The organism is Pseudomonas syringae (assembly GCF_002157375.1).
Taxonomy (GTDB): Bacteria; Pseudomonadota; Gammaproteobacteria; order Pseudomonadales; family Pseudomonadaceae; genus Aquipseudomonas; species Aquipseudomonas syringae_T.
Map to the genome: position 1 here is coordinate 1 of NZ_MTSA01000011.1, position 21,218 is coordinate 21,218.

21 protein-coding genes are annotated in these 21,218 nt (G+C 57.4%); 12 read left to right on the forward strand and 9 right to left on the reverse strand.

Annotated features, from left to right (window positions below; translation table 11 throughout):
- The first annotated feature begins 895 nt into the window (after window positions 1-895).
- The gene (locus BW686_RS14920) at window positions 896-1,285 is read left to right on the forward strand and encodes a hypothetical protein (RefSeq protein WP_084918095.1); all 390 of its coding nucleotides are present in this window, start codon (window positions 896-898) and stop codon (window positions 1,283-1,285) included.
- Between the two features lie 293 nt (window positions 1,286-1,578).
- Here the strand turns inward: BW686_RS14920 and pobA are convergent, their stop codons facing one another.
- Window positions 1,579-2,763 (reverse strand): 4-hydroxybenzoate 3-monooxygenase, encoded by a 1,185-nt coding sequence (gene pobA, locus BW686_RS14925; RefSeq protein ID WP_084918097.1) that lies wholly within the window; start codon window positions 2,761-2,763, stop codon window positions 1,579-1,581.
- Window positions 2,764-2,916: 153 nt separating this feature from the next.
- Here pobA and BW686_RS14930 point away from each other — a divergent pair, with 153 nt between their 5' ends.
- Window positions 2,917-3,786: a helix-turn-helix domain-containing protein gene (locus BW686_RS14930; protein ID WP_084918099.1), complete on the forward strand. Its 870-nt coding sequence runs from the start codon at window positions 2,917-2,919 to the stop codon at window positions 3,784-3,786.
- Window positions 3,787-3,837: 51 nt separating this feature from the next.
- Here the strand turns inward: BW686_RS14930 and ppnN are convergent, their stop codons facing one another.
- On the reverse strand, window positions 3,838-5,211 hold the full coding sequence (ppnN, locus tag BW686_RS14935) for a nucleotide 5'-monophosphate nucleosidase PpnN (protein ID WP_005771604.1): 1,374 nt from the start codon (window positions 5,209-5,211) through the stop codon (window positions 3,838-3,840).
- A 411-nt stretch (window positions 5,212-5,622) separates the two neighbouring features.
- Here ppnN and BW686_RS14940 point away from each other — a divergent pair, with 411 nt between their 5' ends.
- From BW686_RS14940 to BW686_RS14950, 3 genes are all read left to right on the forward strand, one after another.
- Window positions 5,623-6,297 carry a TIGR04211 family SH3 domain-containing protein gene (locus tag BW686_RS14940; protein ID WP_084918101.1) on the forward strand — a complete coding sequence of 225 codons (675 nt, stop codon included), beginning with the start codon at window positions 5,623-5,625 and terminating at the stop codon, window positions 6,295-6,297.
- 360 nt (window positions 6,298-6,657) lie between these two features.
- Window positions 6,658-8,259 (forward strand): tetratricopeptide repeat-containing response regulator, encoded by a 1,602-nt coding sequence (locus tag BW686_RS14945; RefSeq protein WP_084918104.1) that lies wholly within the window; start codon window positions 6,658-6,660, stop codon window positions 8,257-8,259.
- On the forward strand, window positions 8,256-8,951 hold the full coding sequence (locus BW686_RS14950; RefSeq protein WP_084918106.1) for a sensor histidine kinase: 696 nt from the start codon (window positions 8,256-8,258) through the stop codon (window positions 8,949-8,951). The genes BW686_RS14945 and BW686_RS14950 overlap by 4 nt, the downstream gene beginning before the upstream one ends.
- An 89-nt stretch (window positions 8,952-9,040) precedes the next feature.
- Here the strand turns inward: BW686_RS14950 and BW686_RS14955 are convergent, their stop codons facing one another.
- On the reverse strand, window positions 9,041-9,850 hold the full coding sequence (locus BW686_RS14955; RefSeq protein ID WP_084918108.1) for a glycosyltransferase family 2 protein: 810 nt from the start codon (window positions 9,848-9,850) through the stop codon (window positions 9,041-9,043).
- Between the two features lie 235 nt (window positions 9,851-10,085).
- Here BW686_RS14955 and BW686_RS14960 point away from each other — a divergent pair, with 235 nt between their 5' ends.
- The 3 genes from BW686_RS14960 to BW686_RS14970 all read left to right on the forward strand — a co-directional run bounded on the left by BW686_RS14960 (window position 10,086) and on the right by BW686_RS14970 (window position 13,871).
- Window positions 10,086-10,997 carry a class I SAM-dependent methyltransferase gene (locus BW686_RS14960; protein ID WP_084918110.1) on the forward strand — a complete coding sequence of 304 codons (912 nt, stop codon included), beginning with the start codon at window positions 10,086-10,088 and terminating at the stop codon, window positions 10,995-10,997.
- A 180-nt stretch (window positions 10,998-11,177) separates the two neighbouring features.
- On the forward strand, window positions 11,178-12,419 hold the full coding sequence (locus BW686_RS14965; protein ID WP_179149287.1) for a glutamine synthetase family protein: 1,242 nt from the start codon (window positions 11,178-11,180) through the stop codon (window positions 12,417-12,419).
- 54 nt (window positions 12,420-12,473) lie between these two features.
- On the forward strand, window positions 12,474-13,871 hold the full coding sequence (locus BW686_RS14970) for an MFS transporter (RefSeq protein ID WP_084918115.1): 1,398 nt from the start codon (window positions 12,474-12,476) through the stop codon (window positions 13,869-13,871).
- Between the two features lie 69 nt (window positions 13,872-13,940).
- On the opposite strand, the gene BW686_RS14975 is transcribed toward BW686_RS14970, so the two are convergent.
- From BW686_RS14975 to flgA, 4 genes are all read right to left on the reverse strand, one after another.
- On the reverse strand, window positions 13,941-14,687 hold the full coding sequence (locus tag BW686_RS14975; protein WP_084918118.1) for a flagellar brake protein: 747 nt from the start codon (window positions 14,685-14,687) through the stop codon (window positions 13,941-13,943).
- Window positions 14,688-14,769: 82 nt separating this feature from the next.
- Complete coding sequence (locus tag BW686_RS14980) at window positions 14,770-15,237, reverse strand: flagella synthesis protein FlgN (protein ID WP_084918120.1); 468 nt, start codon at window positions 15,235-15,237, stop codon at window positions 14,770-14,772.
- Between the two features lie 49 nt (window positions 15,238-15,286).
- Complete coding sequence (gene flgM / locus BW686_RS14985) at window positions 15,287-15,601, reverse strand: flagellar biosynthesis anti-sigma factor FlgM (protein ID WP_084918122.1); 315 nt, start codon at window positions 15,599-15,601, stop codon at window positions 15,287-15,289.
- 160 nt (window positions 15,602-15,761) lie between these two features.
- Window positions 15,762-16,520 (reverse strand): flagellar basal body P-ring formation chaperone FlgA, encoded by a 759-nt coding sequence (gene flgA / locus BW686_RS14990; protein ID WP_084918125.1) that lies wholly within the window; start codon window positions 16,518-16,520, stop codon window positions 15,762-15,764.
- 78 nt (window positions 16,521-16,598) lie between these two features.
- Between flgA and BW686_RS14995 the strand changes: the two genes are divergently transcribed.
- The 4 genes from BW686_RS14995 (at window position 16,599) to BW686_RS15010 (ending at window position 19,466) form a co-directional block, all read left to right on the forward strand.
- Window positions 16,599-17,525 (forward strand): chemotaxis protein CheV, encoded by a 927-nt coding sequence (locus BW686_RS14995; protein ID WP_084918127.1) that lies wholly within the window; start codon window positions 16,599-16,601, stop codon window positions 17,523-17,525.
- Window positions 17,526-17,576: 51 nt separating this feature from the next.
- Window positions 17,577-18,404 carry a protein-glutamate O-methyltransferase CheR gene (gene cheR, locus BW686_RS15000; RefSeq protein ID WP_179149276.1) on the forward strand — a complete coding sequence of 276 codons (828 nt, stop codon included), beginning with the start codon at window positions 17,577-17,579 and terminating at the stop codon, window positions 18,402-18,404.
- A gap of 110 nt (window positions 18,405-18,514) precedes the next feature.
- Entirely contained in the window at window positions 18,515-18,982 is a 468-nt protein-coding gene (cynS, locus tag BW686_RS15005; RefSeq protein WP_084918132.1) for a cyanase, read from the forward strand.
- Window positions 18,983-18,992: 10 nt separating this feature from the next.
- Window positions 18,993-19,466, forward strand: a complete 474-nt coding sequence (locus BW686_RS15010; protein ID WP_084918135.1) for a nuclear transport factor 2 family protein — start codon at window positions 18,993-18,995, stop codon at window positions 19,464-19,466.
- Window positions 19,467-19,539: 73 nt separating this feature from the next.
- On the opposite strand, the gene BW686_RS15015 is transcribed toward BW686_RS15010, so the two are convergent.
- Both BW686_RS15015 and BW686_RS15020 read right to left on the reverse strand, forming a co-directional pair.
- On the reverse strand, window positions 19,540-20,313 hold the full coding sequence (locus BW686_RS15015; RefSeq protein ID WP_245399126.1) for a hypothetical protein: 774 nt from the start codon (window positions 20,311-20,313) through the stop codon (window positions 19,540-19,542).
- 153 nt (window positions 20,314-20,466) lie between these two features.
- Complete coding sequence (locus BW686_RS15020; RefSeq protein ID WP_084918137.1) at window positions 20,467-20,913, reverse strand: hypothetical protein; 447 nt, start codon at window positions 20,911-20,913, stop codon at window positions 20,467-20,469.
- Window positions 20,914-21,218: the final 305 nt, after the last annotated feature.

Sequence of the window (21,218 nt, forward strand, 5' to 3'; positions counted from 1 at the left end):
TTGGGGAAGCGTGCAGCACGTCGTTGTTGATGGGTGCCGTTTTTATCGGTCATGCGGGAAATTCTCTGCGCAGCAACGGGCCATTCACCCGCCTTATGCAGAACTGCATTCCAAAATGTGTGCCGAAAATATTTTTATTGTTTAAAAACAGATAGATAGCCGTATAAGGCAAGGTGTGTAGACAGTTTTTTAACCAGGAATCGTGAAATAGCGCGCAGTTCCATACGCATGTGCGCAAGCTTTTGTTTGTCTGCTGGAGAGCTTGAGGTGTATGCCTTTACCCGTTTTACCCGACCATTTGATGCGCAGAATTTTGCGCATCAAGGATTCTCGTCCACCGGCGTCGCACAGAGCCTGGTGGCATGTCTGAAAGCTTGAGGTTCACGCCAAAAAACTTCAATCAGCACGTATTTTGAGGCGGCTGCAAACACTTCTGTTTTCTGCCAATCCGCTAAAGAGGGTGGGGTGATCTCGCATCCAGCAAGTGGCAATGCATCACGAAAATATTGTATTGACATCGTTGTCTTGCGCAGGCATAAATACTTTAAGGACTTAATGTTACTTGCGTGACTACATGGACGGTAGGGTTTTTATGCCTCGGTTAACTCTTGCTACAGTGATGCTCATTTGCACATCGTTTGATGTAGCCTGTCTCATGCCCGCCCCCCTTAAACGTTTTATCGATTGCTCACTCTGTCGTTTTCTATTTTCTCACCGTGCTGTTGATTGATCGATGGCGTGTCTTGTTTTCTGAAAATCTTAACGGAGGTGAAGGATGGGGCCATAGAGTCGTCGCTCACCCTTTTCGTTTTAAGACGCAGGCTGCAATCTCGTACGTGTGCCGAGAAAGCGCCGTGAACTATATATTACTGTAGTGTTAAAGTCAGGAAGACTTATGAAGCGTATTTTGATTCTGCCGTTCGTAGCAATGTCTCTGTTTTCACTTCAAGCATCAGCCGTATGCTTGAATATCAAAAACACCTACAGCGGCACCATCGCTGCCAATTCTGAAATAGTGGCCTATGGTCCTTTTCAGATCACCTCTGCCTCAGGCTGCAGCAGTGCGAATATTTCTTCGACCGCAGCTGCGCTAGGTACGGGTTCTGCGCCAGCGTTGTATATTGACAAGCAATCAGGCTCGGGATGGGTGCAAGTGGCTCAAAGTACGTTGACAGGGAAAGCCTCCTATCTGGAGTTCGGCGGCTTTGGTACTTACCGCATCAGGCATGTGAACACGACTTCTGCCGTCAGAGCGTATTCGGGCACGACTGCTTATTCCCGGTAAGTCAGGCAGTGTGATGTGCTGATCAAGCACAGCTCGATAGTTTGAGTCAGGTCATTGATGAATGACCTGACCGCCCGCTGTTTAGCGTGGGCCGTTCTTAATCGTGGCGACGCATCGGTGATGCGGTGGTTCAACAGGCTCGTGCGCGCGTCAGCATCGGAATGTTTATTCACTGCCAGTAGAGCCTGAACGCAGCATTGCGCACACTGATTCAGCGTAGCCATATTAAGGGTGTCGGCAGGGCAGGCATCAACATCTGATTGCAGCAGCACGTGCCCTCAGTCATTAATGCCCTACTCAATCGCCTCATACGGCAAACCCACATAATTCTCTGCAATCGTCCTGCGCCCGGCCTCTGAACCTACGTAGTAATCCAGTTCGGTCTGCTGAATGCGCTGGCTGAACGCGTCGGTGTCGGGGAAGTTGTGCAGGACCGAGGTCATCCACCAGGAGAACCGTTCGGCTTTCCACACCCGGCGCAGGCAGATCTGCGAGTATTTTTCCAGCAGGTCGGTGCGGCCTTCGCGGTAGACCTTGAGCAGTATCCGGTACAGCGTGCTGACGTCACTGGCCGCCAGGTTCAGGCCTTTGGCGCCGGTGGGCGGGACGATGTGTGCGGCGTCGCCGAGCAGGAACAGGCGACCGTACTGCATGGGCTCCACTACGAAACTGCGTAATGGCGCGATGCTTTTCTCGATGGACGGGCCTGTCACCAGGCGGCCCGCCAGATGCTCGGGCAACCGGGATTTGAGTTCGCTCCAGAAGCGCTCGTCCGACCAGTCTTCGACCTTCTCGTTGGCGCTGACCTGTACGTAATACCGGGTGCGAACCGCCGAGCGCATGCTGCACAGGGCGAAGCCGCGCGGGTGATTGGCGTAGACCAGCTCTTCGTTGACCGGCGGTGTGTCGGCCAGTACGCCGAGCCAGCCAAACGGATAGACGCGCTCGAAAACCTTCAGTGTTTCGGCCGGGATCGACTGCCGGGACACACCATGAAAACCGTCGCAGCCGGCGATGTAATCGCAGTCCAGGCGCACGGTTTCGCCGTCTTTCACGAACGTCAGGTAAGGGCTGTCGGTTTTTGGGTCGTGTACGTTGACGTCCGAGGCGTCATAGACGGTCATTGCGCCGATGGCCGCGCGGGCGGCCATCAGGTCCCGGGTGACTTCGGTCTGACCGTAGACCATCACGGTCTTGCCATCGGCGAGGCTTTTCAGGTCGATGCGTTCACAGCGACCGTCAAAGGCCAGTTCGAACCCATCGTGAATCAGCCCCTCGGCGTCCATGCGTTCACTCACGCCGGCCTCTCGCAGCAAATCAACCATGCCTTGTTCAAGCACGCCTGCGCGGATGCGCGAAAGGATGTAGTCGGGGTCCTTGCGCTCGACGATCACGTTGTCGATGCCGGCACGCTGAAGCAACTGGCCCAACAGCAGCCCGGAAGGGCCTGCACCGATAATGGCGACTTGGGTTTTCATGACGGGTGCCCTCTCTGGTGATCCCTGCCAGCCGTGACCAGCGAGATACGATTATTGTTGTCTCCTGCATTTTTAATGGATGGCGTCGAGATAAGAAGGCAATATCCAGCGCATTATCTGGACTTTTCGAGGGTCCGGACGGGGGAGGGCAACATGGTCAGAACGGCTGTCACCGCCATACCGGTGTTCAAGCTCTACGGAGAAACCACGGCCTGGCCGACGCCGGACCTGATCCACTGCGAGTCGATCCCCGAGCGCAGCAAGATGCACGAATGGGAGATCAAGCCGCATCGGCATGGCGATCTGGTTCAGTTGCTGTATGTGCAATCGGGCAAGGCGAGGCTGAAGGTCGAAGACAGCGTCAGCGAGGTCGAGACGCCGTCATTGCAGGTGGTGCCGGCCTTGAGCGTTCACACGTTCAGGTTCGCCGAAGACATTCAGGGCCACATTCTCAGCCTGGCGAGGCCGCTGGTGGAGCAACTGGAGGCGGCGCTCGACATTTCGGCGATGAGTACGGCGCGTTGTTACACACTGGGGGCCGACAGCCACTACGTGGACACGCTGTTCAGCGCCATTGCTCGCGAGTACCGGCAACCCAGGGCGGGCCGCGACCTGATGCTGCACTCGTTGATCAATGTGCTGGCGGTCTGGCTCAGTCGGCGCAGCAGCGCACACGCAGGCGAAGAAGTTCAGGCGATGGACCGCGGACGCGAGCATCTACAGGCCTTCATGCATCAACTGGAAACGAGTTTTCGCGAACACTGGTCCATCGATCAGCACGCACAGGCGATGGGCCTCAGCGCGGCGCATCTGAACGCGCTGTGTCGGCGTCTGTGCAACCAGTCGGCGTTGCAGATCATCAGCCAGCGACTGTTACTGGAGGCCAAGCGCAATCTGATTTACACCACCATGACCATCAATCAGGTGTCCGACAGCCTGGGGTTTTCCGAGCCGGCTTATTTTTCGCGCTTTTTCAAACGCGCTACCGGGCAGTCGCCTCGGGAATTTCGTCAGCACAAATAGAAACGGGGCGCTCAAGAACGCCCCGTTTGCCTGCCGGTTATCGCTGTGGGATCAGGCTACGACCTGATAGCACGGCACATAGGCCGCGCCACCCGGCAATTTCATCCGGTGCTGATCGACGAACGCCTGCAACAGCTTGTCCAGAGGCCCCATGATCGAAGGGTCGCCCTGGATCTGATAAGGGCCGTGCTCTTCGATCAGGCGAATGCCCTTGTCCTTGACGTTGCCGGCGACAATGCCGGAAAACGCCCGACGCAGGTTGGCGGCCAGTTCGTGCGTCGGCACGTCGTGGTTAAGTTGCAGTTTCGCCATGTTCTCGTGGGTCGGATCGAACGGGTGCTGGAAGCTTTCTTCGATCTTCAGCAGCCAGTTGAAGTGAAACGCATCGTTGCGCTCGCGGCGGAACTGTTTCACTTCCTTCAGGCCCTGAGTCATCTGCCGGGCGACGTCTGCCGGGTTGTCGATGATGATCTGGTAATGACGCTGTGCTTCTTCACCCAGCGTGGCACCCACGAACGCGTGCAGTTGTTGCAGGTACGGTTCGGTGTTTTTCGGGCCGGTCAGGATCACCGGGAACGGCACGTCCTTGTTGTCCGGGTGCATCAGAATGCCCAGCAGGTACAGGAACTCTTCGGCAGTGCCCGCGCCACCCGGGAAAATGATGATGCCGTGGCCGACACGCACGAACGCCTCGAGACGTTTTTCGATGTCCGGCAGAATCACCAGTTCGTTGACGATCGGGTTTGGCGCCTCGGCAGCGATGATGCCCGGCTCGGTCAGGCCCAGGTAACGACCGCCGACGATGCGCTGCTTGGCGTGGGCAATGGTGGCGCCCTTCATCGGGCCTTTCATGACGCCGGGGCCGCAGCCGGTGCAGATGTCCAGGCTGCGCAGGCCCAGTTCATGGCCGACTTTCTTGGTGTATTTGTATTCTTCGGTGTTAATCGAGTGGCCACCCCAGCACACCACCATCTTCGGCTCGACACCGGCACGCAGCGTGCGGGCGTTGCGCAGCAGGTGGAACACGTAATCGGTGATGCCCTGAGAATTGCTCAGATCGATGCGCTGGCTGTCCAGTTCGCTTTCGGTGTAGACGATGTCGCGCAAGGCGCTGAACAGCATCTCGCGGGTGCTGGCGATCATTTCGCCATCGACGAACGCATCGGCTGGAGCGTTGAGCAGCTCCAGCCGCACACCGCGATCCTGTTGATGAATGCGCACTTCAAAGCTCTCGTACGCTTCAAGAATGGTCTTGGCGTTATCGACGTGGGCGCCGGTATTGAGAATGGCCAGGGCGCACTGGCGAAACAGGGTGTAGGTACTGCCAGAGCCGGCAGCGCTGAGTTGCTGCACTTCACGTTGCGACAGGGTTTCAAGGCTGCCTTTCGGGCTTACGGTGGCGTTAATCACTTGTCTTGGGAGCATTCTATTTTCCATTAGAGCGATGCAGTCGAGCATCAGGATGGTGAGCATCGAGGACGTTCACGCCTGTCAGGCCTTTTCTACAGCACTTGGGCTGGAAAGCAAACGTCGGAGATCAATCATCACGGGGTTGAATTCGTTTGAAAGCAGGCACTTGCTCACATGACCGTGCGGCTGAATTTTGACGCGGACGCAGGGCGACAGTGAACCTGACCCATTTCAAAGGGTCTGTTAGCTGATGGACTTTTCGGACGGGCTTCATTGAAGGGATCGTCAGGCGCTTTTCAACGCGTCTGATTGGCAGACAACCCGTCCGGGCAGGAGTTGCAAAACCTATCGTCGCCTGCCGCACCATCGCAAGCCGGCCCGTTCAACGAGGCTTTATTTTCATTCCAGATAAAGATAATTATCGCCATGTCTCGTCACCTTTCTGCACTTCTCTTCCGTGCCCCTGGCCTGTTCACCGTGCCGCGTCGCCTGCTCGGCGCAGGTCTGCTCGGCGCCGTGTTGAGCGTCATCGTGCCTGGCACTGCCCAGGCGGCCAACAACGACCGCTGGGTCAGTGACAGCCTCACCACTTACGTACGCAGCGGGCCGACGGATGACCATCGCATCGTCGGTACGCTGAAATCCGGGCAGAAAGTCGAGTTGCTCACCACCTCGGGCAAGTTCAGCCAGGTGCGTGGCGAGGCCGGCTCTACCGTGTGGATTCCCACCAGCGACCTGCAGGAAGTCCCCGGACAGGCCGAGCGCGTGCCACAGCTGACCCAGCAGGTTGCCGAACTGACCGAGCAACTGGCCGGCATCGACAACACCTGGAAGACCCGCGTGCAAGGCATGCAAGAGACGCTGGATGCGCGCAAGAAGCTGGTCGATGAACTGGAAGCGCGGACCAAGACCCTCAACGATCAACTGGCTGACTCCCAGGCTGAATTGCGTGCCACGCAGGCGCGACTCGGCGATGAAAACAAGCAGGTCATGATGCGTTACATGGTCTATGGCGGCAGCATTGCCGGTGCAGGCCTGCTGGTCGGCCTGATCCTTCCGGCCCTGACCAAAGGCCGCAAGAAAAACGACGGCTGGGTCTGAGTCGGCTTGCGTTCTGCATGCCAGCGCCTGGCGCTGGCATGCGACACTCAAAGGCACCTTCAATCGGCCTTTAACCTTCTTCATCCCTGCGCCTGTTCGATCCAGTTCGCAATGTCTGCATTGAATGCTAGCGCCGATGAGGTGCGAAGTTGATGTTCGTTCTACAGTTTCTGCCTGGATGGTCGAAAAACTGAGTGGTGCCGTTCACCCGATACCGCTGTGCGGGTGATGAAAGCAGGCGATGCCTGGCACCTGGCTATCAGTTATCAAGCGTGTCCTGAAAAACGGGCTGCTGAGCCGGGTCTGAGTCGCTCTCAGGCACGGGTCTCATATTTCACCCTCTCCTGTGCAGGAATCCGGATGCTGGCGTACAACCAAAAAAGCTTTCTTATCGTTGATGACTTCTCTGACTTTCGCAGTTCAGTCAGGTCGATGCTGCGTGAACTGGGCGTCAAGGAAGTGGATACCGCCGACACCGGTGAAGAAGCACTGCGCATGTGTGCGCAAAAGCGCTACGACTTCGTGCTGCATGACTTCAACCTTGGCGATGGTCGCAAGAACGGTCAACAGGTGCTTGAAGACCTGATGGTCGAGCGGCTGCTGAGTCACGAAAGCGTTTTCATCATGGTCACTGCCGAAAACAGTCAGGCAATGGTCATGAGTGCGTTGGAGTGGGAGCCGGACGGCTACCTGACCAAGCCGTTCAATCGGGCCGGGCTGGCTCAGCGTCTTGAAAAGCTCGTGCAGCGCAAGACGCTGCTCAAGCCGATTCTGCAGGCGCTCGACCGTCGTAACCCGGCAGAGGTGCTGGCCGCTTGCGACGCATTGATCAAGCAGGACCCGCGTTATGCGCCCTTGTGCCTGCGCCACAAGGCCGAGGCCCTGCGCGACCTGAAGCAGCACGAGCCGTTGGAAACCTTCCTCAAAAGCATTCTGGCCGACCGCGCCACGCCTTGGGCGTATGGCGCGCTGGGCAGCCTGTTGCTGAAACGCGGCAAGGCTGCCGAGGCGCAGGCTGTTTACGAGCAGGCCATCAAAGCCTTTCCGATCATGCCCGCGCTGTACGACGGGCTGGCTGACGTGCTGGTGGCCCTCGGTGATGCCAAACGGGCTCAGACGGTGCTGGAAAACGCGGTGCGTCTGTCGCCGCTGGCGGTTCGCCGGCAACGGCTGCTGGGCAAGCTGGCACTGGGCAACGAAGACTTCGAGAGTGCTTCCAAGGCCTATCGTCAGGCGGTTTCCCAAGGGCAGCATTCACGTTTCAAAGACCCCGAGACCAATCTTGGGCTGGCACATGCCCTGATCAGCAAAGGCGGCGAGCAGGGGCTTGATGCGCGAACCCGTGTCGAGATCAACAATGCCTTGGGTGACGTCGCTAAAGAGCACAGCAATGACGAAGGTCTGCAAGTGCGTACGCGCTTGATGAAGGCCTCCAGCCTGCAACACTCGGACCCGGAAGCCGCCGCTAAACTCACCGAGCAGGCAATGGCCCGGCTCGATGGATCGGAGCTGTTTCTCAGCGCCGATGCCGCCTTGATGGTGGCCGCCCAGCTCAAGCAACTGGGTCAGGAAGAGGCGGGTGCCGGTGTCTTGATGAGCTGTGCGCAAGTCTATGGCGACGATCCGGCGGTGATGAAAAGCGTGGCCAGCATGACCGACGATCCTGCCATTCTGGGCGCCAACAAGGCGGCCAGCGATCTGAACCTGCAAGGCGTGCGCAGCTACAAGGCGGGCAACCTGACCGAAGCCCAGGCGTTTTTCCGCAGTGCGCTGGCCTTGCAGCCGAAGAACCTCAGTATTGCGCTCAACATGGCGCAGTCGCTGCTTCATCCCGGTCAGAACCTGGGGCAGGCCGGGCTGGACGAGTGCCGTGCCAGCCTGACGATGGTCGGCAAGATCCCGGACAGCGATCCGCGCTTCGAGCGTTATCAGAAACTCAGGGAGAGGGCGTTTGGCGCATGAGTGAAGAAAGGGAGCAGGGGCTGGATTTTTCCATGGTGATTGCCTCCACCGTGCATGACATGAAAAATTCGCTGGCGACCCTGACCCAGGCGCACAGCGAATGGCTGGCCAGGCTTTCCGCCCAGCAGCGCGACACGCCCGAACATGGGGTGATCGAGTACGAGTTCGCCAACCTGAACGGCATGCTGGTGCAGTTGCTGGGCTTGTACAAACTCGGCGTCAACCAGATGCCGCTGCGCCCGGATTATCACGAGCTGGATGACTTCATCGAAGCGCAACTGGCTCATCACCAGGAAGTGCTGAGCAGCCGTGGCATTGCCGCTCGCTATGCCCTTGATGTCGGGAGTCCGTTAGGCTTTTTCGACCGCGAACTGGTGGGTTCGGTGGTGGGCAATATCATCGTCAATGCCACCGGTTTTGCCCGCGAGCAGATTTTTGTCAGCGTGTCTGACGAGGACGGTCAACTGAAGATCACGGTGAACGACGACGGCCCCGGCTATCCGGCTTACCTGATCGAGCAGCAGACCGACTACGTGCAGGGGATCAATCAGGGCAGCGGCAGCACCGGGCTGGGCCTGTATTTTGCGGCGCACATTGCCCGACTGCACGTGCGCAACGGTTTGCAGGGCCGTATCGAGATTGCCAACGGTGGCGTTCTGGGCGGTGCTCTGTTCAGCATGATACTGCCCTGAATCCCAGACGGTAGTTCATCGACACGATCCCGGTTCAGTGTGGCTGCCTGCGCAATCACTGAGCCGGTTTGCGGCGTGCCAATGGTTTCTCAGATGTTCAGCCCGAAGTTCTGCTTGATGCTGTTGAGGCTGTCCATCAGCTCCTGATTGGAGGCGAGTGGGTGATGAATCGGCGAGCAGCCATGCTTGAGCGTGAAGTGTTCAATGGCTTCGAGGGCGTTTTTCCGGTGCTGGGTGTTGGACGAAATCGTTGATGTTTCCAGCGTCCAGGGCTCGTCTCCGAGGTAAAGCTCCGAGTTGTCGATGTCGGCAAAAAACCAGAACGGCGGGTGCATGTTCTGATTGATGATGGCCAGGGTGTGATCGACGTGCTCGAACGCGTTGTGATACGCCTCATCCATCAACCCGGCCGCTTCCAGGCTGCGCCGGGAATAGTAGGAAAACGCCCCGACGCAATGTCGGTACAAAGGCAGGTTGATACCGTTGCCGTAATCGATCTTGCACACGGCGTTGGCTTCGCCGGTCGGCGTCTTGTTCATCAAACCGTGCTGGCTGTAATTGAGGTGCTGAATACCGGTCAGTGTCGAGGTCAGGACATACAGCTCGAACACTTCAGGGCTTTTGATGTAGATGTCGTCTTCGATCAGGAAAAGATGCTCGCACCCCGCGTCCATCAACCGGGACAACGCTCTGTTCTTGGATTTTCCGACGCCGAGGTTGCGTTCATTATTGAAAAACTCTTCGCTGCCATAGGCAGAGAATTCAGGGTGCATGTCGCCATCGTTGATGATGACGATGCTGTCGATGACGTCGGTGGGCAGTGAGTCGTAGAGTTTTTTCAGCAGGGCCGGACGGTTATACGTAACGATCCCGCAGCCAACCTTTTGACCATCGATCATGGTGATCCTCTGTTCTCTAGGGCATGAGCCTGATTTTTCATGGCTTGCATCCGCGCAGACCCGGCGTTCAGGGCTACGCTGACGTAAATCATTGTACGTGCTTCGTGGGCTGCAATATTTGCGCCAATGGCCCGGCCGACGCAGCCTGCGGGCCGGCGCCCGTTAAAGTTTTGCCTGGTTGCGCCGACACCCCGGACAGGCTGTATCCAATATCACGTTGAGCGGTGGGTAGGTGATGCTGTTAGCTAGGAAGTACTGCCAGGGGCACGGTATAGAGTTGGGAGCAGCGGCTCACAACGCGTTCAACCTCCCCAGTTGTCTGAATGTCGCACCGTGCGACGGTGTCGAGTTCTTGCATCCTCGCGACATGGAGGATTACCAGCAGTATTTCGTGGAACAGATGAAAGTGTCGGGCGATGTCTCGAAAGTCGACATGCTCGGCGACTTTCAATGCATTCACACTGACGATTCGTCGGTTGATTACCTCATCAGCTCGCATGTCATCGAACACGTTCCCAATCTGTTTTCCGCCTATGTCGAAGCTCTCCGGGTGCTGAAGAACGGTGGCGTGTTCTTCTGCATCTTCCCCAAGCGCACGGCCGCGCGAACCGACCGGGCGCGTCGGTTGACGACGCTGGCGCAGATGATCGAAGACTTCGAAAACAAGGTCGACATGACCACCGTTGCCGAAGGTGAGTGGCGGGGTCACTATCAGGTGTTCTCCTTGCAGAGCATGATCCGCGCGGTCAATTACGTTAACTCGTCAGGCCTGGGCTGCTGGTACATCGAGTGCGTGGAAGAGACGGATTCGAAAGTGGGCAACGGCCACACCCTCGTGCTGCGCAAGGTAGAAGGGCTGTCGGCAGAGAAGTGGCAGGATGTCGCCGATTTCAACACGCAGTTCAATCAGTTGCTGATGGCTGGCAAACTGGAAAACGCATTGACGCTGACCAAGATTCTGCTCTCCTTCAATTTTTTCGATGCCACCCGGCTGCACCTCGCCGGCGCCTTGAGCCGTCAGTTGGGGCATGTGGCCGAAGGCGTCGAGTTTCTGCGTCAGGCGCTTGTGGTCGATCCGGAAAACGAGGACTACCGAAAGGAGTTCATCGAAGTGACCGGCGCACCTTTCCACAATCCGGTGCTTTGAGGACAGTTTCAAGCTGCGAGCTTTAAGCGTTAAGCTGCTGGCTTCTCGTTTATGGCGCTGCTGACAAAGGACTGACCCATGACACGCAATGACCCCCATTCGCTGGCGCAGCAATTGATGGGCATTGATGAAGTGGAGTGTGTAACCCCCGACTTGAACGGCGTGCCCCGCGGCAAGGTCATGACGGCCGAAGGCTTCCTCGAAGGGCGACGTCTGCAACTGGCGCGCGGCGTACTGCTGCAATGCATCATGGGCGGTTATCCACCGGCGCGTTTCTATGGCAGCGATGACGGCGACCTGGCGTTAATCAGTGATCCGCTGCAGATTCACCGCCTGCCCTGGAGCGATCAGCCCCGTGCATTGGCCATCTGCGATGCCGTGGATCTGAATGGCGAGCCCTGTCTGTTATCGACGCGCAGCCAGTTGAAGGCCGTTATCGCCCGTTATGCCGCTCGGGGCCTGGTGCCGGTGGTGGCGACCGAGCTTGAGTTTTTCGTGTTTGCGCCCAATCCCGATCCGCATCAGCCATTCATGCCGCCAGTGGGTCTGGATGGGCGACGCGAGGCCGGGCACTCGGCATTCAGTGTCAGTTCCAATAACGGCCTGCGGCCGTTCTTCGTCGAGGTCTATGCGTGCATGGCTGCACTCGGCCTGCCGCGTGACACCGTGATGCATGAGATGGGGGTCAGCCAGTTCGAGATCAACCTGCTGCATGGCGATCCGTTGAGGCTGGCCGATCAGACCTTTCTGTTCAAGCACCTGCTCAAGGAAGTCGCGCTCAGGCACGGGCTTGTCGTGGTCTGCATGGCCAAGCCGCTGGCACACACGGCGGGCAGCTCGATGCACATCCACCAGAGCGTGGTCGCCGCGGATTCCGGGCAAACGGTATTCAGCAATGCCGGTGGCGAAGCGACCGCCACCTTCCGCCACTTCATCGGCGGTCAGCAAGCCTGCATGGCTGACTTCACGGCCTTGTTCGCGCCCAACGTCAATTCTTATCAGCGCCTGTTTCATCCCTATGCTTCGCCCAACAACGCCTGCTGGTCCTACGATAATCGCGCCGCCGGACTACGTATTCCGTCGAGTGCGGCGGCGGCCAGAAGAGTGGAGAATCGGCTGCCCGGCGCGGACGCCAATCCTTATCTGGCCATCGCTGCGAGCCTGACGGCCGGGCTGTACGGTATCGAACAAGGCCTTGAACCGACTGCGCCGATGCAGGGTGAAATCGAGGTGCCGGAAGAATTGTCACTTCCTTGTACCTTGCATGCCGCTCTTGAACGTCTGAAAAGCAGTCAGTTGGCCAAGGAACTGTTTGGTCATGAATTCATCGAAGGCTACATCGCGTCGAAGGCTCTGGAACTCAGCAGTTTTTTCGACGAGATCACCCCCTGGGAACGGCGCGTTCTGGCTGCTCAGGTTTAAGAATCGCAGTATCGGGCTCGTCCATTCGGGCGACTCCCTATTTTTGGAACGTTGATGCGCCAAATCTGGAAATCCTTTCGAGCGCTTTATTTTGCCTCGTTGATGATGTTGATCGGCTCAGGCCTGCTGAGTACTTATCTGGCCCTGCGCCTGGCGGCTGATCAGGTCGACAGCCTGTGGGTCGGTGCTTTGATGGCGGCCAACTACTTCGGTCTGGTGCTGGGCGGCAAGATCGGTCACCGCCTGATCGGCCGTGTCGGTCATATTCGCGCCTATGCCACCTGCGCCGGCATTGTCGGCGCGGCGGTGCTCGGGCATGGCCTGATCAGCTGGCTGCCCGCCTGGCTGGTGCTGCGGGTGATCGTCGGCCTGGGCATGATGTGTCAATACATGGTCATCGAGAGCTGGCTCAACGAACAGGCCGAGGCCAAGCAGCGCGGCATGGTGTTCAGCGGTTACATGATCGCTTCCTACCTGGGCCTGGTGCTTGGCCAACTGGTGCTAGTGGTTCACCCGCAACTGGGTCCTGAACTGCTCATGCTGGTGGCGTTGTGTTTTGCTCTGTGTCTGGTGCCTGTTGCCATGACCCGGGCCATCCACCCGGCGCCCCTGCACCCGGCACCGCTGGAGCCGAGGTTCTTCATGAAGCGTGTCCCGCAGTCATTGACGGCGGTACTGGGTGCGGGGCTGATCATCGGTTCGTTTTACGGTCTGGCGCCGGTCTATGCCGCCGAGCAGGGGCTGTCCACCGAGCAGGTCGGTCTGTTCATGGGGTGCTGCATTCTGGCCGGGTTTCTGGTGCAGTGGCCCCTGGGCCTGCTGTCGGACCGCTATGACCGCTCCGTGCTGATGCGGGTGTTCGCAGCCGCGCTGGTGGTGGCGTCCTTGCCGCTGGCAGTGTTCCCCAGCGTGCCGGTCGAGGTGCTGTTCGGCGTCGGCTTCCTGGCGTCGCTGATGCAGTTCTGCCTCTATCCGCTGGCCGTGGCATTTGCCAATGACCACGTCGAGGCCGAGCGGCGCGTGTCGCTGACGGCAATGCTGCTCATGACCTACGGGATCGGCGCGAGCATCGGCCCGCTGGCTGCGGGTGTGGTCATGAAAGTGTTCGGTGGCCACATGCTGTATGTGTTTGTCTGCGGCGCTGCAGCGATTCTTGTCCTGTTGATCCGGCCAAAGGCCGTTACTCACCTGCACCAGGTGGAGAACGCACCACTGCACCACGTTGCGATGCCGGACAGCATGTCCAGTTCGCCGTTGGTGGTGGCGCTCGATCCGCGTGTGGATGAACAGGTGGTACAGGACCAGATGCAGAATACCGTCGAGCCGGAGGTTGCAGAGCCAGAGCCAGAGCCAGAGCCGGAAATGCAGCCGCAGGCAGAGTCGGTGGCCGAGGTCAGGGCTGACGCCGTCGAGGAAGAGCGTGAGGGCGAGAGCGAGACCTGGAAGGCCTGATGTAACAGAGGGAGAGGCGTGGGGGATTGCGGCACGGCTGCCGCAATCATTCGCAAACGTTCGCTACTGTCAGAAGTCGTCGTCTTTGTCGAAGCGGCGCGCTTCACGTTGCAGCTGGTAGACGAATCGTTCGACCTGACGCTGCACCAGTCCGCTCATGTTGTGAAAGCGTACCCCGGCGAACGTGGTATGGAATCGTTCTTCGAAGTGCAGATGGCGCAATTCGACGGGTGCCGTCATGGCGCCAAAGGGCAGTTTGGCGATGAAGCGATCGTACACCTGACCCAGCTGCATGCGGTCAGACACATCGCCTTCGAAACGCAACTTGCAACCGGTGGCAGAAATATCCAGCAGTTTGCCCGTCAGCGTTGATTTCAGGCGTTCGCCGCCGATCTCGACATCAACCAGCTGAGCCAGTTTCAGCGCAGCACGAAAAGCATTGCGACGCTGGTGGTAGATGACTTCTTCGGGCATGGGGCCGCGGTACATACGCTGGCCATCGGACTCGATAATGTCCATGTGCGCAGCGCTTTCCCAAGCGATACGTACGCCATCATGAAAGCCTTCGACGCGGTAGGATTCGCCATTGCCGATAAAACGTTCGCCGTCACGGGGGATCATTTCGTCGAGCGCAATGGTATTGCTGTCACGGTCGACTTCGAGGAGGTAGCTCTGAAAACGCTGGGCGCGCTCGTTGAAGGTAATGATCAGCGGATCATGACTCTCGACCAGCAACCGCAGGTTTGCGGCGATTTCCAAAGGTGTATTGAGGACCTTCGGGGGCTGCGGAGCATCGTCCGCGCTTGAGCCATTCACGTTCTTGAATCTCCAGGCAAAATACTACAGCAACGCAACAACAGGCATTCTGCCACTACGCACGATACCTTGATACAGGGAATTACGCCTGACTGAGGGGGCGTGGTCTTGCTCTGAGCGCAGTCGAGCCCCGACTGTCATAGAGTGTTGGCGTATCGCCGCCGTTCAATATGCGAAGCTGATGGGCGGTGCTGATCTGTTGCAGCTGAATCAGGCTGCCGTTCCGGTCATTCAGAACCTGGCACTCATTGATCAACGCATTCAGTTCATCACCTGCCGTCAACAATTGCTCACCGACATCCGACTGGCTGGCCAGTTGCTGAAGACCGTTGCGATTTGCTGGCAAACCAAGGCCCGCCAGTAACTGGCTGCGCTTGCGACCGTGCTGATCGAGCAGTATGACCAGCGCTTGCTTTTGAGCCAGCACCTGTTCCATATCGCCCATGTCGCGGCCATGAAGAATCACGGATTCGGCCTGCAACAGCTCGAGCAGCTGTCGGGTCGAAACTATGTCATCGGTGATCATCTGCAGCAAATTAGTGTCTTGCATCGCATGCTCTGGTTTTTAAGCGTCCAGAATATCCAGCGCGAGCCGTGGCTTAGCGTTGGGTTTCGAAATTCAACAGTTTGCTGGCAACACGATTGCTGTCGACTTTATAGCTACCGTCTGCGATGGCCTGCTTGAGCTCGGCGACGCGTGAACTGTTGACGGTTGGCAGATCGTTCAGCTTGTCCGTGATTTTCTGCAACTGTTGAGCCTCACTGCTCAAGGAAAAAGTCTCCCCGGTGCTTTTGACGCCTGCGGTGGCTGCAGGTGCGGGTGCATCGGTTTTGGCGGTGTCTTTACCGGCCCCGGTACGTGACGTACTGGTGACAAGTTGTGAATTGTTAAGGCGGCTAAAATCTATGACCATGATTGAAAAACCTCTGGGTGTTTGGACGCTTGCCTTGTTTTCGGCCAACCCCGATCAAACTTTAGGCTGATTGTGATAAAGCTTCTCAATAGATGCTTTCCACCGTCGGACATTCACCGCAGTCTAGAAAAAACGCACGCGCTACGCCAGCATCAATGCATCACATGGCAACTTCCACCTGTCCGGGGCCAGTGACATTGGCCTTTATCACCCGTTGTGAATTGAGGTTTTTCACCCGTATCTGTTCGTTGAAACCACCGTCGGACATCGCTTCGCCGGGCATCCGCACCGCCAGCGTGCCGGTTCGGGCAATGATGACCACCTGATCGCCCTTGTGAACCATCTGTGGCTGTTCGAGTGCCACGGGGGTGATCACCTGATCGATGACCATTTGTCGGACAACCTTCTGGCCAACGGCCTGATCAAGGGATGCCAGAAATCCCTGACCCAGGCTGCTGACATCGCGCTCGCGCATGGCGATGTCCTGTTCGGTGACGATGGCATCGCGTTTGAGCGGGCGCACCACCGTTACCACGTTGCGAAACAGCTGAACCTGAGCGGGCACGAACACCGTCCACGGCGATGAGCCCTCACAGCGCACGCGCACAGTCACCCGGCCGACCGGGCGCGGGCTTTCGAGGCTGGCTGTCAAATCCTTGTCGCAAGCAGCCATCCGTAAACGCGGGTCGAGCTGCTTGACCTGAATGTCATGACGCCCGTCAATCTGGTTGGTTGCCAAATAGTCTTCTACTGTGAACTCAAGAAACCCTTGGGTGACGCCGATAAGCTGTTCAGGCAGTGTGAAATTCTCTGCGCGAGCGAAGTTCGCCGGGCCGCAAAGGCACAGCAGAGCGATTGCGCACAGAAGCCTGCGGGTTTCTAATGCGAAGTGTCGAGAAATTGTCGTCTTTGCGTTCATGAGATTATAAATAGCAAAGCCCGTGCCGCTTGTTGATCGGTTGTGTGGGCGGCGGTCATTTTGGTAAGGGGGTTCGGCATGGCAGGTGTAATGGATTCGGTAAACCAGCGAACTCAGCTGGTGGGTCAGAATCGCCTGGAGCTGCTCTTGTTTCGTCTCGACGGCAAGCAGCTTTACGGGATCAACGTCTTCAAGGTAAAAGAAGTACTGCAATGCCCGAAACTCACCATCATGCCCAAATCGAGCAAGATCGTTCGGGGCGTTGCCAATATTCGGGGTGGCACCATTCCGATCATGGACCTGGCAATGGCGACAGGCTCCACCGGGATGATTTCGCTGGTTAATTCCTTCGTCATCATTACCGAGTACAACACCAAGGTTCAGGGCTTTCTGGTGCATTCGGTCGAACGCATCGTCAACATGAACTGGGAAGAGATTCATCCGCCACCCAAGGGGACCGGGCGCGATCACTACCTGACCGCCGTTACCCGGGTTGATAACCAGTTGGTGGAAATCATCGACGTCGAGAAAATCCTCGCTGAAGTAGCGCCTGTTTCCGAAGAGATTTCGGTAGGCGTCATTGATGCCGAGGTCAAGCACAAGGCCGTCTCGATGCGCGTGCTGACGGTTGACGACTCGTCCGTGGCCCGCAAACAGGTCAGCCGTTGCCTGGAGACCGTCGGGGTGGAAGTGGTCGCACTGAACGACGGCCGTCAGGCGTTGGATTACCTGCTCAACATGGTCGCGGAAGGTAAAAAGCCGGAAGAAGAATTCCTGATGATGATCTCCGACATTGAAATGCCGGAGATGGATGGCTATACCCTTACAGCGGCCATTCGTAATGACCCGCGTATGCAGAAGATGCACATCACCTTGCACACTTCGTTGTCCGGGGTGTTCAACCAGGCGATGGTCAAGAAGGTCGGCGCTGATGACTTTCTTGCCAAATTCCGGCCTGATGACCTCGCGGCCAGGGTTGTTGCGCGGATCAATGCAGCAGAATAACCAGCCGGGGGCGTCGTCCCCGGTGATTCACATGATTTGAGAGGCGGCACCTTGTCTACGGGTAATTTGGATTTTGATCAGTTCCGGGTATTTCTGGAAAAAGCCTGTGGCATCTTGCTTGGGGAAAACAAGCAGTACCTGGTGTCCAGCCGCCTCAACAAATTGATGGAGCAGCAAAGCATCAAATCGTTGGGCGAATTGGTCCAGCGTATCCAGAGCCAGCCGCGCAGTGGCCTGCGTGAGCAGGTGGTCGATGCCATGACCACCAACGAAACCTTGTGGTTTCGCGACACCTACCCGTTCGAGGTGTTGAAGAACAAGGTGCTGCCGGAGCAGATCAAGGCCAGCCCCGGTCAGCGACTGCGTATCTGGTCGGCGGCTTGCTCGTCGGGTCAGGAACCGTATTCGCTGTCGATGTCCATTGACGAGTTCGAGCGCTCCAATCCTGGCCAGCTCAAGTCGGGCGCGCAGATCGTGGCCACCGACCTGTCGGGCTTGATGCTCAATAATTGCAAGACCGGTGAGTACGACAGCCTGGCCATTGGTCGCGGTCTGTCGCCTGATCGTCTGCAGCGCTTTTTTGACGTGAAAAGCCCTGGCCGCTGGGTGGTCAAGACGCCGATCAAGAGTCGCGTGGAATTCCGCTCGTTCAACCTGCTCGACAGCTACTCCGCGTTGGGCAAGTTCGACATCGTGTTCTGCCGTAACGTACTCATCTACTTCTCGGCCGAAGTGAAGAAAGACATCCTGCTGCGCATCCACGGCACGCTCAAGCCGGGCGGCTACCTGTTCCTCGGTGCTTCCGAAGCGCTCAATGGCCTGCCTGATCACTACCAGATGGTCCAGTGCAGCCCGGGGATCATTTACAAGGCCAAGTGATGGTGTGCTGTCGCCTGTCATGAAAGAGACCTTCGGGTCTCTTTTTTTGTTGTGGATCTTATGGTGCTATGGCGGGCTCTGTCATCGGGCGAATCATCAGGAGATCAATCATGCCGCACAGCAATATTTCCGGAGCGCCGCGCCAGCAACTTACCGAGCGTGTGTTGCAAGCCAAGACGGCAAAGAACCTGACCTGGGCAGCGCTTGCCGAGGGTACGGGCCTGAGTGTGGTCTACGTCACCGCCGCGCTGCTCGGTCAGCATCCCTTGCCGCAAGCGGTGGCCGAGGTGGTTGCCGAGCGTCTCGGGCTGGACAGGGACGCCGTGGTTGAGCTGCAAACCATCCCGTTGCGTGGCAATGTGGAAGACGTTTCCAGTGACCCGACTATCTATCGCTTCCACGAGATGGTTCAGGTTTACGGCACAACGCTGAAAGCATTGGTGCATGAGCAGTTCGGCGACGGCATCATCAGCGCGATCAACTTCAAGCTGGACATCAGGAAAGTCGAAGACCCTGAAGGGGGAGAGCGTGCCGTCATAACCCTTGATGGAAAATTCCTGCCCTACAAACCGTTCTGAGGACGCTGACATGAGTGATAAAGGAAGACCCCCGTTGCCACCGTTTACCCTGGAGACGGCTATCCAGAAAGTCCGTGGTGCCGAGGATGGCTGGAATTCCCGCGATGCGGCGAAAGTGGCGCTGGCCTATACCGAAGACACGTATTGGCGTAACCGCAGCGAGTTCGTCAACGGGCGCGAAGAGGCTCAGGCCTTTCTCGAGCGCAAGTGGCGCAAAGAGCTGGACTACCGGCTGATCAAGGAACTGTGGGCGTTTACCGATAACCGCATTGCGGTGCGTTATGCCTATGAATGGCACGACGACTCAGGCAACTGGTTCCGCTCGTACGGTAATGAAAACTGGGAGTTTGCCGCAAACGGCCTTATGCAACGGCGCTTTGCCTGCATCAACGACCTGCCGATCGCCGAATCCGAACGCAAATACCATTGGCCCTTGGGGCGTCGGCCGGATGATCATCCTGGCTTGAGTGAGCTGGGTCTCTGACGGTGGTGTTGTCCAGGCGAGCCGTTGAACAGGCGCGCCCGGACTTCATTCGTGGTTCAGCGTGTCTGCGCCGTCACAGGTCGGCATCGCCCTGGCCTTTATACAGGTCACTTTCAGGGTTCAGGACCTTGTCCAGAAGGCTTTTGGCACCCGTATTGCCCTCAGCCGTGCTTGTTTTGTAGTTGTAGTCCAGGTCAATCCATTCCTGAAGCTTCGTTTCATAGCTGGATGGGTATTGGGACTGCTCGATGGCTGACAGCCCTTTATAGTGATCAAGCACTGAGGTGTAAAAATCAGTCAGTTTGCCGGTGGCGGTGTATTCCGCGCTTCCTTGGGCTACCACTTGCTGGCGCCAGACGCGCTCCTGACGGTATGACTCCAGCCAGGCCGATTTTTTCTCATTGACGGTAAAGTCGCCACTTTCGTCATAGGCGATGACAGAAAGCTGGTCTCGTGACATGCCGGCGAACGGGTTTTTTCCGCTGCCATTGACAAATTGCGTTGCGTTTTTTGCACGTTCCAGGCGTTCAGGATCGTCGCTGTCTGGGATCTCTGCATTATGCAGTGCTTTATTGGCGTCGTAGCTGCCGCCAACCAGTTGCTCGGTGAGCTGGCTGGCTTTCTCTCCAAGCTCTTTGCGGCTAAGGCTTTTGTCTCTGGCTTCTGCTCGAGCGGAGGCTTCACTTAACTGGCGCGCCAGCGAGGAGAGTGAACTCGTATCTTTCGTGTTTCCGGCCGTGCTCGCCAGCGTGTCGGTGGCTGTCGAGGACACTGATGAGGTCTGACTGATCTGTGTGCCGGACACCTTGACGTTCGAAGGCGTACTGATATTGATTGAGCTGACCAAAATCTGATCTCCTTGTCTTGAAAAATCCAATGGCATTTCTTTTTATCGGCGGCTCATCCGGCCGCTGGAGTTTTCAGGACAGACGGTAAAGAAACGCGTCGAATGAGGTTGAAGCCCAAGGCATCAGCCCCATTCTTTACGCGAGGGTAAACGTTACTTCATCGTGAATTCAACGGCCCATTCATAGGTCGAAAGATTGGTCGAAGTCACTTTGGCTGTGCAGTTTGCACCCCCACTTGGCGTGGCAGTGTTATTCCATTTTGGAATGCTCGACCCGCCGGGGCCTACGGTTGAAACGTAGGTGGCGAGGAAGACGCAGGTTTTGCCTCCGATGGTGTATCTCAAATTGGCATAGTTGACGAGCGGCGACTGATTGCTCTGAATTTTGTAGAGGTCAATCTCTCCGGCCGGGACAACGGCCACAGGCTGCGGGTTGGCATTGGTCTTGGTGAGTGCTTCGTTGTTGGTGAGCACCTTGTAGGTTGCCGAAGCGGTGCCCATGTTTTTGAACGTGACGGTAACGGCTGGTCCTGCCACAGCATGTGCTGTCAGGGCTGCACTAATCACCAATGCTGAAAAGAGAGTGTTTGATGCCTTCATGCGTGTTGCTCCTTGATGTCGATTTTGCATTCCGTTACACCGTTGATGGGTGTGCCTCATTGTTCAGCAAGCTCATTTCATTCCTTGCGCCGGTGGGCGTGTCAGGAAGTCTGATCACTCGCTGAAGGCGCACGCAGACCTGCTCCATTTTGATGGGGCATTAGAGCGTACTGTATGAGGGGCGGATAGCCAGGTGTGGGCACTGCATCACGCTCCTTGTGAATGCCATGTAAACGGGTTAATGGCGATTGAAATCCTTGTTCAAGGGCAAATGTATCACATGCGATACATTTGAACAGTGCTTG

Bases quoted from the DNA above. Each gene is read 5' to 3' on its own strand.
- BW686_RS14920 (WP_084918095.1), top strand. From the start codon at position 896: ATGAAGCGTATTTTGATTCTGCCGTTCGTAGCAATGTCTCTGTTTTCA.
- pobA (WP_084918097.1), bottom strand. From the start codon at position 2,763: ATGAAAACCCAAGTCGCCATTATCGGTGCAGGCCCTTCCGGGCTGCTG.
- BW686_RS14930 (WP_084918099.1), top strand. From the start codon at position 2,917: ATGGTCAGAACGGCTGTCACCGCCATACCGGTGTTCAAGCTCTACGGA.
- ppnN (WP_005771604.1), bottom strand. From the start codon at position 5,211: ATGCTCCCAAGACAAGTGATTAACGCCACCGTAAGCCCGAAAGGCAGC.
- BW686_RS14940 (WP_084918101.1), top strand. From the start codon at position 5,623: ATGTCTCGTCACCTTTCTGCACTTCTCTTCCGTGCCCCTGGCCTGTTC.
- BW686_RS14945 (WP_084918104.1), top strand. From the start codon at position 6,658: ATGCTGGCGTACAACCAAAAAAGCTTTCTTATCGTTGATGACTTCTCT.
- BW686_RS14950 (WP_084918106.1), top strand. From the start codon at position 8,256: ATGAGTGAAGAAAGGGAGCAGGGGCTGGATTTTTCCATGGTGATTGCC.
- BW686_RS14955 (WP_084918108.1), bottom strand. From the start codon at position 9,850: ATGATCGATGGTCAAAAGGTTGGCTGCGGGATCGTTACGTATAACCGT.
- BW686_RS14960 (WP_084918110.1), top strand. From the start codon at position 10,086: ATGCTGTTAGCTAGGAAGTACTGCCAGGGGCACGGTATAGAGTTGGGA.
- BW686_RS14965 (WP_179149287.1), top strand. From the start codon at position 11,178: ATGACGGCCGAAGGCTTCCTCGAAGGGCGACGTCTGCAACTGGCGCGC.
- BW686_RS14970 (WP_084918115.1), top strand. From the start codon at position 12,474: ATGCGCCAAATCTGGAAATCCTTTCGAGCGCTTTATTTTGCCTCGTTG.
- BW686_RS14980 (WP_084918120.1), bottom strand. From the start codon at position 15,237: ATGCAAGACACTAATTTGCTGCAGATGATCACCGATGACATAGTTTCG.
- flgM (WP_084918122.1), bottom strand. From the start codon at position 15,601: ATGGTCATAGATTTTAGCCGCCTTAACAATTCACAACTTGTCACCAGT.
- flgA (WP_084918125.1), bottom strand. From the start codon at position 16,520: ATGAACGCAAAGACGACAATTTCTCGACACTTCGCATTAGAAACCCGC.
- BW686_RS14995 (WP_084918127.1), top strand. From the start codon at position 16,599: ATGGCAGGTGTAATGGATTCGGTAAACCAGCGAACTCAGCTGGTGGGT.
- cynS (WP_084918132.1), top strand. From the start codon at position 18,515: ATGCCGCACAGCAATATTTCCGGAGCGCCGCGCCAGCAACTTACCGAG.
- BW686_RS15010 (WP_084918135.1), top strand. From the start codon at position 18,993: ATGAGTGATAAAGGAAGACCCCCGTTGCCACCGTTTACCCTGGAGACG.
- BW686_RS15020 (WP_084918137.1), bottom strand. From the start codon at position 20,913: ATGAAGGCATCAAACACTCTCTTTTCAGCATTGGTGATTAGTGCAGCC.